This is a genomic window from Pseudomonas sp. BN415 (genome assembly GCF_029871195.1).
Classification (GTDB): Bacteria; Pseudomonadota; Gammaproteobacteria; order Pseudomonadales; family Pseudomonadaceae; genus Metapseudomonas; species Metapseudomonas resinovorans.
Window position 1 is genome coordinate 1 of record NZ_SSOK01000006.1, and the last position, 15,780, is coordinate 15,780.

Below are 15,780 nucleotides of genomic sequence, written 5' to 3' on the forward strand. Positions count from 1 at the left end.
TTTTTCGAAAATCTCTTTTCTACTCAACCGCTTGCGCCTTCGATCCGATCTCTCTTCTCGTCAGCGGGAGGCGCATTCTACAGCGCTCAATCACGCTGTCAACACCTCCTTTCCAACTTCATTCGCCACCGGCGAACCTTGCGAAGCGGAACCTCCCGACACCTTCGCCAACCGCTTAACTCATTGATCTACAAGGAGTTTTGCTTGGCGACTGCGCCGGAAGAGGTGCGCATTATAGGGATGCAGATTTTGCCGTCAACACTTATTTGAAAGGTTTTTTCATGCCGTCTGAACACCGGCAGCGCCGACCTCTTCCTATATTTAGAAGCGCCGCCCAAAGGCGGCGCGCAGGGAGTGGGCATCCAATGGCTCAGCGCTGGAGCCAGGCTTCAGCTTCCGCCGCCTGCTGTGAACCGAAGGCCTTGATCGTCAACCCCGGAATCAGCGCCCCCTCAACCTCGCTCACCTTCCTCACCCATACCGTGTCGGCCACAACCGCCATACGGTCGAACCGGCGGACGACCTTGAACAGCTGTGGAATATGAGACACCTCAACAGCCATGGCGCCCAGCGTCGGCATTTCGAACTTGCCTATCCGATAAAGCATTCGGCCATGGGCGATGCCTTCGGACTGCTGCGACAACTGATCGATCGCTGTACGCATGTCATCGCTATCGAGCTTTCCGGCAAAGTCGACGTCAACGCGGTTCTCGCCATTTCGCATTACCTGGAACATAGCAACACCTCCATGCGGGAGTATGCCCTTCACAATACGCCGCCTGCTGGAAACGACAAGGCAATTGGAAGGGGCGGGACGCTGTCCAGCCCCTCAGATAACAGCAGATCAGGCGCCGCTCTGCCCCCTCGGCCACAGAACCGGAAACAACGGATGCTCCAGAGGCGCACCGTCGGGCAACTGGTCGATCAACCCTGGAAACTCCGGCGACGTCTTCCAGGACCGAGAGGCATGGCGCATGTCTTCGCCGAGAAAACGCAAGGAGAAAGCCCGCCGCCTTCGTTTTCCGCCGACTCCGCCGGAACCATGCAGCGTGAGCATATGGAAGAACACCGCATCCCCCGGTTCTAGCTCCCAGCCGAGAATGTTCCAACGCGAGCGGTCCGCCTCGATGTCCGGCAGGTCAGCCAGGCTGCCCTCCGGGAACCAGCGGGCCTGGTTATCCAGGAAGCTCCGCGGCATGAGCCAGGGCCCCAGATGGGAACCGGCCACGAACTCCAGCGTCGACTCCCGAGCCACGGGGTCCACTGGCATCCACATACTGCAGTTCTGTTTTCCATCTACGTTGTAGTAGGGCTGGTCCTGATGCCAAGGCGTGCGCTGGCGAGTATTCGGCTCTTTCACCAGCAAGTGGTCGTGGTACAGGCGGGCGCAGCCTCCGCCCATCAGTTGCGCCGCCACCGAACCCACCCGGCTCTCGAAAATGAAGCGCCGGTACTCCTCTATATCTCGCCAGTTGCAGAAATCTTCGAAGAACCATCCTGGGTCATCCGGGCTACTGGCCACCTTGGCCCTGTTGCTGGGTGAAGCGAGGTTGATCTCGATACCCAGCTCCAGCAGCGCGACTTCATCGGCCGTGAACAACTGGCGAATGCAAACCGCGCCGTCACGCTGGAACGCCTCGATCATCGACTGGGGTAGCTCGAACTCATAATTGTGCCGCGCCATGCAGGACTCCTTTCTTTCCCGAGGTAATGCGCATCGACAGAGCAATGGGCCGCCATTCCTGTCAGGACAGCTCAAGCGCACGTGGTTCAACTTCCTTCGGCCGCACCCAACGCCAGTAAGCGAGCGAGAGCAGCACCAACCAGGCGGGGCCCACATAGAGCGCCACTCGCGTCTCCGGGAAAAAGCCCAGAACGACGAAAATGAACACCATGAAGGCAATGGCGAAGTACTGCCCGTAAGGCCAGAACGGCACTCGGAAGTGCAGCTTCCCAACCTCCGTCGCGCCAAGGCTCCGACGCATCGCCACCTGGGAGAGCAGGATCATCAGCCACACCCACACCCCGGCGAACGTCACTAGGGATGCGAAGGTCAGGAACAACTCATCCGGCATCAGGTAGTTGAGCAACACGCCCAGGAGCAGCGCGACGGCGATCACTACCACGGTCATCCAGGGCACGCCATGGCGCGACAAACGCCCAAATGCTGCCGGAGCATGGCCCGTCTCAGCCATGCCATAGAGCATCCGACCCGTGCAGAAAATGTCGCTGTTGATCGCGGATACCACGGCCGAGATCACCACCAAGTTGAGGATGCTGGCAGCCGAATCGATTCCAAGCCCACTGAATATCTGGACGAAGGGGCTGCCCTGGCTGCCGATCTTCGGCCAGGGATACAGCGCCATCAGCACCAACAACGTGAGCACGTAGAACAGAAGGATGCGCAGCGGCACAGAGTTGATGGCTTTGGGAATCATCCGCTGTGGGTCCTTCGCCTCTCCTGCCGTGAGACCAATCACTTCGATGCCGCTGAAGGCGAACATCACGATGGTGAAAGACGCCACCATGCCCTCGACGCCATTGGGGAAGAATCCACCATGGGCCCACAGATTACTGAGAGCCGGCGCCCCGCCCGAACCATCCCCCAGCCGGATCCCCATCAGCAACACGACCAGCCCGGCCGTGATCATGGCGACGATGGCCAGTACCTTGATCAGCGACAGACAGAACTCCAACTCGCCAAACACCCGCACGTTGCACAGGTTCAATGCTGCAATGAAACAAACGATGCCCAATACCCAGATCCAGCGCGGCGTATTGGGAAACCACAGCCCCATATAAATGCCGAAGGCCGTGACATCAGCCAGGCACACCATCGCCACGGCGAAAGCGAAGGTCCAGCCGGTGAGAAATCCCGCGTAGCGGCCCAGATACCAGCTAGCGTACTGGCCGAAGGAGCCTGCCACCGGCGAGCGCACTGCCATTTCTCCCAGTGAACGCATCACCAGGTAAACCACAAGGCCACCAATCAAGTAGGCCAATAGCACCGAAGGCCCTGCCCACTGAATGGCCGCCGCCGAGCCGTAGAACAACCCCGTGCCAATGGCCGAGCCCAGTGCGATGAATCGAATATGCCGCGTACTCAAGCCACGGCGCATTACGGAACCTTCCATTGAGTCATCTCCTTATTGTTGTAATCAGCGAAACGTCCGAGCTGCCCGCCCTCCCCTACCTTGGGTACCAACCCCAGCGTTCGACACTGTCGTAATGGATGATCTGCTTTCTCTCCAGGTAGCTCTCCAGCCCCGAGGGCTCTGGGATGAAGGCAGGGGGCGAGCAATTGACCCAGACCGTCCCGGCACGCAGCCCATTGGCGATGCGAGTGGCACGATCCGGGTCAGCGGAGAACACTGCGGTCGCCCGGTCGCGGCTGTCGTTGAGCAATGCCAGAGCCTCCGCTTCCGTCGTGAAGCGCTTTACGCAGATCACAGGGCCAAGGACGTCCTCACGCCAAATTTCATGCCTGATGTCGGGCTCATCGAAGATTGTCGGCTCAACGAAGTGGCCGACCGTTAAGTGGGCTGGACGTCTTCCACCGATGAGCAACTTCGTAGCCCGTTGGCTGTGCTGGACCACCGCCATGAACTTCCGATGCTGCCCGGCACTGACGAGAGGCCCCATCTGAACCCCCGCCTCCAGCCCATGGCCCACACGCATACCGCGCACAGACTCAATCAGCCGCTCCAGCAGGCGGGGCGCAATGCTCTCGTGAACCACCAGTCGCGCGATGGAACCAGCGGCTTGCCCCTGGTTGAGGAAGGCGCCGAGCACTATCCACTCCACCGCGGCTTCTACATCGACGTCATCGAACAGAACGCAGGCCGCCTTGCCGCTTGACTCCGGACCTAACCCCCTTCCCCCGGCCAGGGCGGTCGAGGGCGCCTGGACCCCGAGCGGTAAACGACCGAAGGACAACTTGTCCACGCCCGGGTGCCGAACCAAGGCCCGGTCGGTCTGCCCCTCGAATCCGGACAGGATGTTCAGCACCCCGGGAGGGAGCCCGACGCGGCTCGCCGCTAGCCCCAACTCCAGGGCAGTCAGTGGCGTGAGCTCCGACGGCACGACCACGCATGTCGCCCCTGCAGCCAACACAGGCGCAATCGTCCGCGCCGCCATCAGTAACGGGAAACTCCAGTGAATATTCAGCCCCACCACTCCCGATGGCTTATGGCGAATACGGCAACTGAAACGTGAGTCAATCAGGTGCTGCGGCTGGTCCTGACGCTCGTCCAGCTCCCGCGCCAGACCCGCGTAGCGGTGGAAACACTCGATGGCATCAGCCACATCTGCTACCGCCTCGCGCAAGGGCTTACCGTTGTCGCGAACCTCCAACTCCGCCAAGGTCTCCTGGCGCAGCTCCAGATTATCGGCCAGCGCATCCAGGTACCCTGCCCTCTCGCTGCCGGGCATCTGCGCCCAGCCACAATTGAAGGCCGTACGGGCAGCTTTAACGGCCAGGTCAACATCCTCCGCGCCAGCCGCCCCCAACTCCATGATGCGTTTCTCCAGCGCCGGATCAACGCTGCAGAACCGCTGCCTGAGCCTCGGTGCCACCCAACGCCCGCCGATGTAGAGCGTTGGCTCGCTCATCGTGGTTTTCCCCGCGCGACTTGATTGATGGGCCGAGGCTATCAACGCCCTCGCGGGGGGCGCCTATGCCGACTGAGGTACGGGCCACCTCGCAGGGCTGTCAGATATTTCGTAGAGACCAATAACGCGAGACAAACCCGCACCTCGAGAATCACGAAGCGCGCGATGAGGACTAAGCAGATTCGTAGAAGGGGATGATTGAAACGATGCCCCTACAGCTCATTGATGAAGCCGGGCGCTCAGGCAATCGGCGGACCGATGCAGCGATCGAAGATGCGGATCAGCGCGCTGTAGTCGAAAACCACCGTGTCGACGCTGGCCCGCAGCCATTCAGCCTCCTCCGCCGGCCACCAACTGATCTCGTAGCCGACGTTGACGATGAGGTGCTCGAACAGAATCCGCTGCGCCCTGCCGATACCGTCGCGAAAGGGGTGGATCATGTTCAGGTCGCCGAAGTGCTCGGCATCGGCAGGCGTCGTGTCGAAGCTCTCCAAACGCAAGCTGGCCGCGTAATTGGATTGGCGCGCCTTGGCGTAATAGGCCATCTTGGCCTGTAGGGACAGGGTTGGCATCAGGGGCCTCTCTCGTTGCGTACCGCGCCATTTTAGCGGAAGGCGTTTCCGGGGCTTCAACAAGCCCGCAAGCACTGCCCTTCTCCATCCGTGGGGGCGAATTCATTCGCAAAGGGCAACGCAGTCCCCCCGGGATGTCCATCCCCTGCTGACAGACCTCGCCTCCCTCAGCCGCTCTTCAACTCCCTCACGAACAACGCCAACAACTCCGACTGACTCCCGACTTCCAGCTTCTCATACAGATTCCGCCGGTGCACTTTTACTGTCCCCGGCGCGATCCGCAGCTGCTGCGAAACCGAAAGGTTCGAGTGCCCCTCCAACAACAACCGCGCCACCTCACACTCCCGCACAGTCAACACGCCACGACCGAACTGCTCGAATGCCTCATCCACCTTGTCATTCACACCAGAGCGAGCCTGCGGGCGCGGCTGCCGATAGACCTCCCAAGCCGCACGCACGACCTGTTCGACGACCGGCGCCGCACTGCGCAACAGCTGCATCTCCCGATCGCTGAAAGCCGCACCGCCCCGCAACCGCATCAGCGATAACACCGCGCTGCCCTGCTCACCCAGGCTGATGATGAAGCCGAGCTGCTCGCACAAACCCAGGTAACGGTAGTAACTGCAGTAGTACGGCGTGTTGTAGAAGCACTCCGGCGCCAGCCGCCGCATGCTGTACAGCCCATCGACCTGGCCGAATACGCAGGCCAGGTAGAACGGGTCCAGCAGGTACTGGCCGGCTTGGTATTCGCCCACGAATAGCTGACGCAGGTTCGGTGGGATGGTGTCGAACAGCGCCAGCGGCGGATGACGCCCTTCATGAATGAACAGTGCGATGTGATCAGCGAAGGCCAGGCGTTGAAGCCAGTCGGCCAGTGCCTGTAGCTGAGCGCGGCCGGGAGGCCGTGCCAATACGTCGGCAATGTCTTGGGTCCATTCGGTGAGTCGTCGGTGCATGGTCCCAACCCTCACCGCTAGGGTTCGTTTGGCTCACAGGGATACAAATCTGGCCGAAGCTCGTGCCTTGTCACTCGAAAACCAACAGCTGCCTCTATCTGCAAAACCCGTTCGGCAGGCACATGCCCAGTCGCACACATCTTCTGAACGGCCTGAGGCGTACATCCAATCATCCGTGCCAGTGCCGACTGACCACCTGCTGCGTTAGCTGCGCGTTGAGCCGGATTCCCCTTCACGTGCCACCTCCATCCCTGATGACTACAACCCAACCTTACAAACGACTCTCAAGAAGTACAACCTATAATTGCAATGCTCCTTACAACCATCAGTTGTATGGTTGCCCGCATGAAGACAATTGGCTCCCGCATTGCTGCGGCACGAGAAAGGAAAGGACTCAACCAGTCCGAACTAGGGAGATTGGTGGGAGTGACCCCGCAATCCGTTCAGGCCTGGGAGTCCGACAAGAATGTGCCTCGTCCCAAGCGACTCAGAGCTATTGCTTCTGCCCTGGACATTTCAGTGTCGGCTCTGGTCGATGAGGGCGAAGTCCATTGGGGTGCGTCCTCCCGAAACGACGTCATCTCAAGTGACACCTCAAGCACGCCCTACTCCAAAAAAGACGAAATTCTGATTCAGAAATACGATCTGACGACCAATGCTATTAGAGAATCGGCCCCCAAGGACTATGTAGAGCTGGTAAGCGACATAACTGTCTGCAAACAGCCACTGGACGGACTAGGCCTCAGATACAGCGCTCCCGAAAACCTCTCCGTCATCACCGCCTGGGATCAATCTATGGAGAGCACCATCAGCGAAAAAGACCTTGTACTGATCGATCACGGCATCAATCAGTACGTCGGTGATGGCATCTATCTCATCTCCTGGGCAGGGCATTTGTTTCTCAAACGAGTACAACTCGCTGGCTCAGAGCAGTTGGAGTTGACCGCAGACAACCCGGCTCACAAGGGGCGGGTAGTGCCAAAAGACGAAGTCATCTTTCACGCCAAGTCTTTACTCGTCTGGAAAGCAACGAAACTGTAGGTAAAGGGCCAAGTGCCCGGGATGGGTTGACCACTACATACCGCCCCCAACTGATGGAGCCAAGCTCAGTGGTATCCATCGACGCAGTGTGCAACTGGCCAGCGGGCGCGTGGCCTCTCTCGATGATGGTGTGGGCCTCAGCCTTGTGTCCTGAAAGCCTGTTATCGAGCTCAGACTTGGACAGAACCTCTGCCGTAGTCCGAGGCAACAGCGTGTCCTGGCAACTGAACGCCAGCGCGGGCCGTCGATTGTCTGAATGCCTTTTCCCACCTAAACCTGGGCCGGTTCCTGCTGCAGCCATTGCTCGAAGGCTCGACTCTCCGCCTTCCCCTCCTTGGCCGCGTAGTAGACCAGACGCAGGTGGCGATCCTCGTCAATGGTCAACGTGGTGTGCTCGAACACCATCTGGCCAATCGGCGCGATGCACAGGTTGCGAATGCCCTGGCACGGGCCATGGATGTCCTGCTGTTGCCACCAGTCCCTGAAGTCAGGCGAGGCCTTTGCCAGATCCTTCACCAATGCAGCGATTTCCGGGTCCTGAGTGGCCCGCACGAAGTCGCGACGGAAACTGGAAAGGATCTGCAGCGCCTGCTCTTCCCAGGGATTGAACAGCGCTTGCATGGCCGGTCTGGTGAACAGCATCCACAGCAGATTGCGACAGTCAGCCGGCAGCGCGGAGAAACCGAAGACCCGGTCCGCCGCAGTGTTCCAGGCCAGCACGTCCCAGCGCAGGTTGAGCACATAGGCCGGGCGCGTCGGGATATCCGCCATCAGCCGATGGATCAGTGGTGGTACCACGCACCAGGTCCGTCCAGGTTCCGCCGGCAAACGCTGGTGAGCCAGCAGGAAAAGATGACGACGCTCGGTGGCATCCAGCTTGAGGGCCCGGGAGAGGTTGTCGAGGAAGCTGGAGGACACGCTGATGTCCCGCCCTTGTTCGAGCCAGGTGTACCAGGACAAACCCACTCCCGCCAAAGCGGCCACCTCCTCGCGGCGCAACCCTGGCGTGCGCCTTCGGCTGCCAGCGGGTAGTCCCACCTCCTCCGGCGAGAGGCGCTCGCGGCGACTACGCAGGAATTCGGCCAACTCTACCCGGGTACGTTCCAGTGTTCGGGGCGCGCTCATCCGATCACCTCCAGTAACAGTATAAACAGTCGAATTGTAACCCCCATAAATCCCAAGAAAAATACCCAGACTTGGCCGCAAACACTTGAGCCAGGGCTCTTGCTCGATGAGGAAGAATGCATTGACGTCTCATCAACTTGCTAAGGAGATAAAGGGATGCTCGACAGCAGCCATATCCAGCAAACCCTGACCAAACCGCTCGGCAGCGTTTCGCCCATGTACGAACGCATGGGCATGGAGCTGGCGGTCGGCCTCAACACCTGGCTGAACCGATACGACGTCAGCCTCGAACTCTAGTCCCCACCGGATGTGGCCCCGGCGCGGGGCCGCATCCTTCTGTCGTCCCCTCAACGCGCTCCGCTGGAGCGCCAGCGAGCCTTAGCATGCACACACCCAACCAATCCCCCATCTACCTCATAGCGCTGGGGGCCTTCGCCCTCGGCATGGCTTCCTATGTCACCGCCGGGCTGATCCCGATGATCGAGGCCTCGTTCGCGGTATCCGTGGCAGTGGCCGCCCAACTGGTGACTGCCTTCACCCTGGCCTACGGCCTGGGCTCGCCGATCTTCGTCGCCCTGACCCCGGCACATCGCCAGCGCACTGGGCTGCTGCTGGCCTTGGGTCTGTTCGTCATCGCTAACGCCGCCAGCGCGCTGGCCAAGGACTTCGCCACACTGATGATCTGGCGCGCCGTTGCCGGCATCGGCGCCGGGGTCTACCTGGCCATGGGCATCGGCGCATCGGCCGCCGTGTCCACCCCGGAGCGCCGCGGCAAGGCCATCGCCATCATCATGGGTGGCATGGCCAGCGGCGTGGTGCTGGGCGTGCCGCTCAGCCTGCTGGTCGCCGAGCAGATGGGTTGGCAGGCGGCCCTGTGGCTGGTCACCCTGCTCGGCCTGGTGGCCTTCTTCGGCCTGCTGCTGAAGCTCCCGGCACTGCCGGCGGCCACCACCACCACACTGGGCCAGAAGCTGGCAATCCTCAGCGATGGGCATGTGCTGGTCATCCTGCTGGTTTCCCTGCTGGCCGCCATCGCCAGCCTCGGCATGTACACCTTCATCGCCCCGCTGCTGGCTGATCCGGTCTATGGCGCGGTGCGCTCGGTCACCCCTTACCTGTGGGTCTGGGGCATCGGCGGCGTGCTGGGCAGCTTCCTGGTCGGTCCCCTGGTGGACCGCATCAAGGGACCGGTCCTGACCTTCGCCATCATGCTGATCCTCGCCGTTTCGCTGTTCGTGCTGCCGCTGTCCGCTGCCCTCGGCACCTGGCTGGTGATGCTGCCCATCGCCCTGTGGGGCGCCGTCGGCTGGGCGCTGCAGGTGCCGCAGAACAACGAACTGATCCTGGCGCGCCAGGCCCAGGGCGACGGCAACTTGGCCATCGCGCTGAACGAGTCGGCGCTCTACCTGGGCAGCGCCATTGGCGCCGCGGCGGGTGGCTTCGTGCTGCTGTTGCAGATGCCCACCTGGACCCTGGCCGCTTGCGCTGGCGGCGTAGCCGCCTTGGGCGCCCTGCTGCAGATCGTCAACCTGCGTCGCCCGCGCAACTGGACCTGCGACGTGCAGGCCGAGCCCTACAACTGAATCACGCAAGGAAGGAAGGGCCGTGGAACTGCGCCACCTTCGCTGTTTCATCGCCGTCGCAGAGGAACTGCACTTTGCGCGTGCGGCCGCGCGTCTGCACATCGAACAGTCGCCCCTCTCCCGGATCATCAAGGAACTGGAGTATCGATTGGGCGTACAGCTGTTCGAGCGGACGACGCGTCGCACGCGCCTGACCCGGGCCGGCAAAGTGCTGCTGGAGGAAGCCCGTCGCGTGCTGGCGGTGGTCGACCTGGCCAAGGCCAGCGTCAAGAGCGCCGCGGCTGGATACCGTGGGCGCATTCGAGTCGCGCTATCCGATGGCATCCCACAGGCACGCCTGGCCGCCCTGCTCGCCCAATGTCGTGAAGAAGAGCCCGAGTTTGCGATCCGTAAGTCTGCAAAGGTTTCTGGCAACAGCTGCAGCAAGTGTTGGGCACGGTGGATACCCGGCTGACCATCGCCGACCGCGTACCGACGCTGGATCTCATGATGGCGCGGGTGGCCGCTGGATATGGGCTGGGTTTCTCCAGCGTGGCGCGCATTACCGTGTTCAACAACCCCGATGTCGTGGCCCGGCCGTTGGCCGGCTGCCCTACGATGCTGACCACCTACCTGATAGGGCGCGAAGGCGAGCCGGCCGAGCAGTTGGCTGCGGTTTATCGGGCGGGTGAGTCCGACTGAAAGCCAAGCGTTGCTACCGGACCAGACGCGAGCTGAAGAGATCGCTTGATGCACAAAAGCATCGATAGGAGCACGGTCTGAATCGCAACGCCGGAGCCGCAGACTGAGCACATTGCTCCCAGCAGCGTGAAGAAGCTACCGCCTTTCCGGGCGCCGTCACTAACTAACAGTGGTGGCTTGAAGAAGGTTCGCATCGGCTCGGTCAGGCGCAACAAGAAGAAGCACGGTGGAGTCAGGGTCATTTACTACCACTGACGGCGGCCCGAGTTCTGGCTGATCACCCCGTATGACAAAGACAAACTCGGCGACCTGAACAGTAACCAGCATGGTCCGCAAGAAACCTGGTCACGCCGATAGGCGCAGCCAAACTCGAGTAGGTAAATCACCCTGGAGCAAACTCAACAGTCGGATTGCCACGATCGACAGGCCCCCGGTGACGATCATGCGTCTTCAGCTTTCTTCAGCCCGACACGCGGGAGGCGCGTCCAGACGCCGCCGACCAACACCAGTGGAATGCCGAGGGCGAACCAGGACAGCGCATCGTAAAGGCCATCATCGACCAGCGCGGACACCAGTCCGAACGCACTGAGCAGGCCGATAAACAACGGCCAGCGGAAGATCATCCAGAGTCCGCGTCTCATGCCTTGCCCTCCGCCGCCAGGCCACCGTTGTCCAGTTCCGCAAGGCGTCGTTCCAGCGGCGCCCGACGCCGACCCAGCCAGAGGTACAGGCCACTGGCGAGGATGACGATGGCGACGATATCGAGCAGTGCCCAGATGATCTTCAGCGGCAGGCCGCCATAGTCACCGAAGTGCAGCGGCTGCGACACCAGCAGGGTCTTCACGTACAACGGCATCTCGCGCATGTCGGTCAGCTCGCCAGTCCGCGCATCCACTAGCGCCGGCTTAAGCAACCGTGCGGTAAGCGGTGTGGTGCCACGCATGAAAACCGCGTAGTGGTGCTGGCTGCTGAACTGGGTGCCGGGGAAGGCGACGAAGCTCGCCTGCATGTCCGGCGCCGCCTGTTGGGCGCTCTCCAGCGCCTTGTGCAAGGATCCGAGCGACTGCAGCGGCGGCGCGTCCTTGTAGGGCGCGGTCATTTCCGCCAACTGCCCGCTCTGCCACAGGCCGAGGATCGGCAGCGCCAGAGTGTTGATCACCCCGGTGACGCCGACCGCCAGCAGCCAGATTAGGGTGGCGATGCCGAGCAGGTTGTGCAAGTCCAGCCATTTCAGCCGCATGCTACGCCCGGCGCGCACGGTGGCGAAATCCAGCTTGCGCATGAACGGTGTGTAGACCACCACGCCGGACACCAGTGAGGCCACCAGCAGCAGGCCCATAAGACCGAGAAACAGGTAGCCGGGCAAGCCAAGGAAGAGGTCAGTGTGCAGACGCAGCATGAGGTTCATGAAACCCTGGTCCGGTGGCTCCGGCGGGAACAGCTCGCCGGTGCGCGTATCAAACGACTGGGCGTGGCCTTCCAGCGGTGGCGGTAACAGGGTCGGTGCGGTGGTAATCACGCCGAGGGGCTCTTCCCGGTCGAAGCCGACGAAGCGCACCACCTCGCCAGGCCGGGCCGCCAGCGCGCCCGCGATAACCTTGTCGTAGTCGATGCGCGGCGAGTCGGCGGTGATCGGCCCCAGTTCCAGATGTGGCTCGAAGTAGTGCTCGATCTCCTCGTGGAAGATCAGCGGCAAGCCGGTCAGGCACAGCAGCAACAGGAAGAGAGTGGAGACCAGGCTGGTCCACTTGTGCACCAGATACCAGTTACGCAGTGCGCGGGAGGTCATGTTCCGTCAGTCCTTCAAAAGTCCACGCTCGCCGAGAGGTCGGGGATAGGGCCGGCGCACAGGTTCCGGCAGCCAGAGATCGAAGCAATCCGAATCCTCGCCAAGCAGGTTGTCAATGTCGGCGCACGTCAGCGCCGGTCCCGATACTGCGCTCCGGACCCACTCGCCGCCCCCCGGGTTGCAGCCTGTGTCCTCGTTCAGCAGCTATTAGCGTAAGCGAATGGACTTCTGAGGTTACGGCTCCGGCCGATGCCGCAATCATCCACGCACCGAGTTCAAACCGGGAGTAAGGAATGCAAGTGTTTGAAGGATTTCGCGCCCTGCACGGCTGCAGACATAAGGATGCCTGCAACCGTGGTTACTCGCTCGACCGCGTTACCAGTTGTAGGTAACAGTGCCGTAGACGGTGCGCTGCTGGCCGTACTGGCAGCCGACGGTGCTGAAGCAGCCGGCCACGTACTCTTCATCGAACAGGTTGGTGGCGTTGAGGGATACCTCCATGCCATCCAGCGAGGCATCCACCTTGCCGAGCTCATAGCTGACCAGGGCGTCCACCACCGAGTAGCTGTCCACTTTGAAGCTGTTGGCCGAATCGCCAAAAGTGCTGCCGACGTAGCGGGCACCGCCGCCGATGCGCAAGCCTTCGAGGACACCGCCCTGGACGACGTAATCAGCCCAGAGCGAAGCCATGTGCTCGGGTGTGCGGAACGGGGTATTGCCCTCGGTGCCCAGGTTCGACTCAGTCACCTCAACGTCGTTCCAGGTGTAGCTACCGATAAGATTAAGGCCTTGTACAACCTCCGCCTTCGCTTCCAGCTCAACGCCCTTCGAGCGCACTTCGCCTTCCTGGCGCACGACGCCGAAGGGGAGGAACTCGGTCATGTTTTCCCTGGTCAGGTCGAACAACGCGATGGTGTACAGCGCGTTGTGGCCGATCGGCTCGTATTTCAGTCCGATCTCGTACTGCTTGCCAATCGTCGGCTCAAGCTGCGAGCCGTCCGGGGTGTTGCCGATCGTCGGCAGGAACGACTCGCTATAGCTGGCATACGGTGCCAGACCGTTCTCGAACAGGTAGACCACACCCGCGCGACCGCTGAACTTCTCGTCCTTCTGGGTCTGCGGGCTGCGATCGTCGCGCTGGTCGCTGGTCCAATCGTAGCGGCCGCCGAGCAGGAATACCCATTTGTCGAACTTCATCTGTTCCTGCAGGTAAACGCCGGTCTGGCTGAGCTTCTGCTCGTAGTCGGCAGGATCGATGCCAGCGGAGAAGAAATTAAGCGGCTGACCATACACAGGGTTGAACACATCGAACGGCTCCAGGACGCCATTCAGCTCCTGTTTCTGGTCGAACTTACCGTTGTTGTAGTCAAAGCCGCCGAGCAGGGTGTGCTGGAGATCGCCGGTAAAGAAATCGGCCTGAGCCTGAGTGTCGATGGTGTACAGCCGGCCATCACCCTCACGCTCATCGGAAAAGCGCATGTATTGGCTAGGGTCGATGAAATGAGGACCGAGAATCGCCAATTCCGCGCTGTCCTGCCGGTAGTAGCTGTAGCGCACGTTCTGGCGGACGGTCCAGATGTCGTCGAAACGATGCTCGAACACGTAGCCCAGCGAGGTTTTCTCGTTGGTCATGTGGTCGAACGCCGAATCGCCGACGTAGGTGTCGCGGTCGAGGCGGCCGCGCGGATCACGGAACACTGTGCCCGAGGCCGGCAGAGCGTTGGCGAAGTTGCCAGTTTGCTTCTGATACTCGGCGAGAAAGGTCAGCTCGGTGGCATCGCTGGGGCGGAAGCTGATCGCCGGGGCGAAATACTGGCGGCGATTGGTGATGTGGTCGGTTTGGGCGTCGGCCTCGCGGAACAAGCCAGTTAGGCGGTAGCTCCAGATGCCCTCCTCATCCAACGCATCGCTGAGATCGAAGGCGCCTTGTTTGTAATCGAGGTTGCCGGCTTGCAATTGCACTTCACGTATCGGGGTGGTACTCGGGCGCTTGCTCACCAGGTTGATCTGGCCGCCAGGCTCGGAGACGCCGTAGAGCACCGAGCTGGCGCCACGCAGCACTTCGATACGTTCCAGGCCGTAGGGCTCGGGGGCGTCCCAGCCGAGAAAGTCAGGCAGGAAGGTGCGGGTGCCGTCGCGCAGCATGCGCCCGGTGCCCATCTGAAAGCCCCGCATGCTCAACTGGTCGGTGACGAATTGCGGGCCTGCCAGTTCTGCGTTGATACCGGGGGTGTAGCGCAACGCCTGGGAGACGGTCTTGGGCTGCTGGGCCTCGATCTGATCGCGGGTCACCACGGAAACGGAGGAAGGCGTCTCGATCAACGGCGTGTCGGTCTTGGTACCGACGGACGCACGCTTGGCCACGTAGCCATCGTCCGGAGTCACCGAGCTGTAAGCCTGGCTGACGATGCTGGTAGTCGGCAGAGCCATCGCCGAATCGTCGCTGGTACCTTGCAGGACAACATGGGTACCGTCGATTTGGTAGGTGATCGAAGTCCCCTCCAGCAATTGGCGCAGCGCCTGCTCGGGTTCCATCTCCCCGGAAACACCGCGGGTGCTGATGCCGGACACGGTTTCCTGGTTGTAGATGATCTGCAGGCTGGCCTGATTTCCCAGATCAGAGAGCGCCGACGACAGGGGCTGCGCAGCGATGTTCAGCCGCACGGGCTCGGCCATGGCCTGCATGGAAGCGGATAGCGCAATGCCCAGGGCTGCGGCGGCGATGCAGCCACGCAGGCGTATCGTCGATCTGTCCAGTTTTGGGGTGTTCATGATTTTTCCTGTGGTTTTATGGTTGTGTTGGCAAGTTGAATTCGCCCTGGCACGGGGCCAGGGGGCAAACGGAGCAGCGCGGCATGGGCAGGCGCTCACGCAGGCAGCAGGCTCGACGCGCCACGCCCGATCCATTGCGCCGCAGGGCACGGCGCAATGGGCGACAGATGTCGATTGCGTGTAGATCCAGGAAATGGAAACGGGCTTCTCGAAGCAGTCGCGTCGACTTGCAGGTCTGGGCGACCTCCAGTGCCCAGTCAATGCAGAGAGCCGCATTGCCCCAGAGCAGGCGCGGAGCCAGGCCAGTCCTGGCGGCAAAGCGGATCACGAAAGGCTCAAGCAACAGCTCGCACAATTCTTCCAACTGGCGAGCGCCACTGCCCCTCTCGTCCAGGACGCCGCCCGCATCCGGCAAATGCAGCTCCAATGGGGCGCCGAGCTCATCCACGGTCATTCGTAACTGGCGCGGATCGAAGCAGACTTCACGACCATTCAGGAGTCTCGCCAGCAGAAGCGGCGGCAGGATCAGCGCGATACTCTCCTGATGCCACTGGGATGCCGCCGCGCGGCGATCCGCCTGCGGCCAGTTGCAGGCATATCGGCCAAGCGCGCCGTCCAGGAGCTCCGGCTCCAGCCAGTGGGACAATGCA

At 61.6% G+C, this 15,780-nt stretch carries 14 protein-coding genes and 4 pseudogenes; 6 read left to right on the top strand and 12 right to left on the bottom strand.

Translation table 11 applies throughout. The features are described from left to right. Positions 1-187: pseudogene (locus E8F20_RS01330) on the top strand (hypothetical protein); the annotation flags it as partial. Positions 188-370: 183 nt separating this feature from the next. Here E8F20_RS01330 and E8F20_RS01335 read toward each other — a convergent pair. The 7 genes from E8F20_RS01335 to E8F20_RS01365 all read right to left on the bottom strand — a co-directional run bounded on the left by E8F20_RS01335 (position 371) and on the right by E8F20_RS01365 (position 6,375). Then, positions 371-736, bottom strand: a complete 366-nt coding sequence (locus tag E8F20_RS01335; RefSeq protein ID WP_280282094.1) for an STAS/SEC14 domain-containing protein — start codon at positions 734-736, stop codon at positions 371-373. Between the two features lie 108 nt (positions 737-844). Further along, the gene (locus tag E8F20_RS01340) at positions 845-1,684 is read right to left on the bottom strand and encodes a phytanoyl-CoA dioxygenase family protein (RefSeq protein WP_280282095.1); all 840 of its coding nucleotides are present in this window, start codon (positions 1,682-1,684) and stop codon (positions 845-847) included. A gap of 61 nt (positions 1,685-1,745) precedes the next feature. Next, positions 1,746-3,134, bottom strand: coding sequence for an amino acid permease (locus E8F20_RS01345; RefSeq protein WP_280282096.1), 1,389 nt, complete (start codon positions 3,132-3,134; stop codon positions 1,746-1,748). A gap of 55 nt (positions 3,135-3,189) precedes the next feature. After that, positions 3,190-4,611: an aldehyde dehydrogenase family protein gene (locus E8F20_RS01350; RefSeq protein ID WP_280282097.1), complete on the bottom strand. Its 1,422-nt coding sequence runs from the start codon at positions 4,609-4,611 to the stop codon at positions 3,190-3,192. 239 nt (positions 4,612-4,850) lie between these two features. Next, positions 4,851-5,183: a YhfG family protein gene (locus E8F20_RS01355; RefSeq protein ID WP_280282098.1), complete on the bottom strand. Its 333-nt coding sequence runs from the start codon at positions 5,181-5,183 to the stop codon at positions 4,851-4,853. 167 nt (positions 5,184-5,350) lie between these two features. Next, entirely contained in the window at positions 5,351-6,139 is a 789-nt protein-coding gene (locus E8F20_RS01360) for a helix-turn-helix transcriptional regulator (RefSeq protein WP_280282099.1), read from the bottom strand. Between the two features lie 17 nt (positions 6,140-6,156). Beyond that, positions 6,157-6,375 (bottom strand): YdaS family helix-turn-helix protein, encoded by a 219-nt coding sequence (locus tag E8F20_RS01365; protein WP_280282100.1) that lies wholly within the window; start codon positions 6,373-6,375, stop codon positions 6,157-6,159. A 109-nt stretch (positions 6,376-6,484) separates the two neighbouring features. On the opposite strand from E8F20_RS01365, the gene E8F20_RS01370 reads away from it, so the two are divergent. Together E8F20_RS01370 and E8F20_RS01375 are read left to right on the top strand one after the other, a co-directional pair. Next, positions 6,485-7,180: a helix-turn-helix domain-containing protein gene (locus E8F20_RS01370; protein WP_280282101.1), complete on the top strand. Its 696-nt coding sequence runs from the start codon at positions 6,485-6,487 to the stop codon at positions 7,178-7,180. Between the two features lie 11 nt (positions 7,181-7,191). Continuing rightward, positions 7,192-7,407, top strand: a pseudogene (locus E8F20_RS01375) (DUF3363 domain-containing protein); the annotation flags it as partial. A gap of 43 nt (positions 7,408-7,450) precedes the next feature. On the opposite strand, the gene E8F20_RS01380 reads toward E8F20_RS01375, so the two are convergent. Then, entirely contained in the window at positions 7,451-8,305 is an 855-nt protein-coding gene (locus tag E8F20_RS01380; RefSeq protein WP_280282102.1) for a helix-turn-helix transcriptional regulator, read from the bottom strand. Positions 8,306-8,461: 156 nt separating this feature from the next. Here E8F20_RS01380 and E8F20_RS01385 point away from each other — a divergent pair. The 3 genes and pseudogenes from E8F20_RS01385 to E8F20_RS01395 form a co-directional block, all read left to right on the top strand. Beyond that, positions 8,462-8,602 (top strand): annotated as a pseudogene (locus E8F20_RS01385) (hypothetical protein); the annotation flags it as partial. 86 nt (positions 8,603-8,688) lie between these two features. Beyond that, entirely contained in the window at positions 8,689-9,888 is a 1,200-nt protein-coding gene (locus E8F20_RS01390; RefSeq protein ID WP_280282104.1) for an MFS transporter, read from the top strand. Positions 9,889-9,910: 22 nt separating this feature from the next. Beyond that, positions 9,911-10,618, top strand: a pseudogene (locus tag E8F20_RS01395) (LysR family transcriptional regulator). A gap of 391 nt (positions 10,619-11,009) precedes the next feature. On the opposite strand, the gene E8F20_RS01400 reads toward E8F20_RS01395, so the two are convergent. The 4 genes from E8F20_RS01400 to fhuF form a co-directional block, all read right to left on the bottom strand. Then, positions 11,010-11,210, bottom strand: a complete 201-nt coding sequence (locus E8F20_RS01400) for a hypothetical protein (RefSeq protein WP_280282105.1) — start codon at positions 11,208-11,210, stop codon at positions 11,010-11,012. Beyond that, positions 11,207-12,358, bottom strand: a complete 1,152-nt coding sequence (locus E8F20_RS01405; protein ID WP_280282106.1) for a PepSY domain-containing protein — start codon at positions 12,356-12,358, stop codon at positions 11,207-11,209. Before E8F20_RS01405 ends, E8F20_RS01400 begins: the two co-directional genes overlap by 4 nt. Before the next feature lie 375 nt (positions 12,359-12,733). Further along, entirely contained in the window at positions 12,734-15,130 is a 2,397-nt protein-coding gene (locus E8F20_RS01410; RefSeq protein ID WP_280282107.1) for a TonB-dependent siderophore receptor, read from the bottom strand. Between the two features lie 16 nt (positions 15,131-15,146). Next, the gene (gene fhuF, locus E8F20_RS01415; protein ID WP_280282108.1) at positions 15,147-15,776 is read right to left on the bottom strand and encodes a siderophore-iron reductase FhuF; all 630 of its coding nucleotides are present in this window, start codon (positions 15,774-15,776) and stop codon (positions 15,147-15,149) included. Between the last annotated feature and the right edge of the window lie 4 nt (positions 15,777-15,780).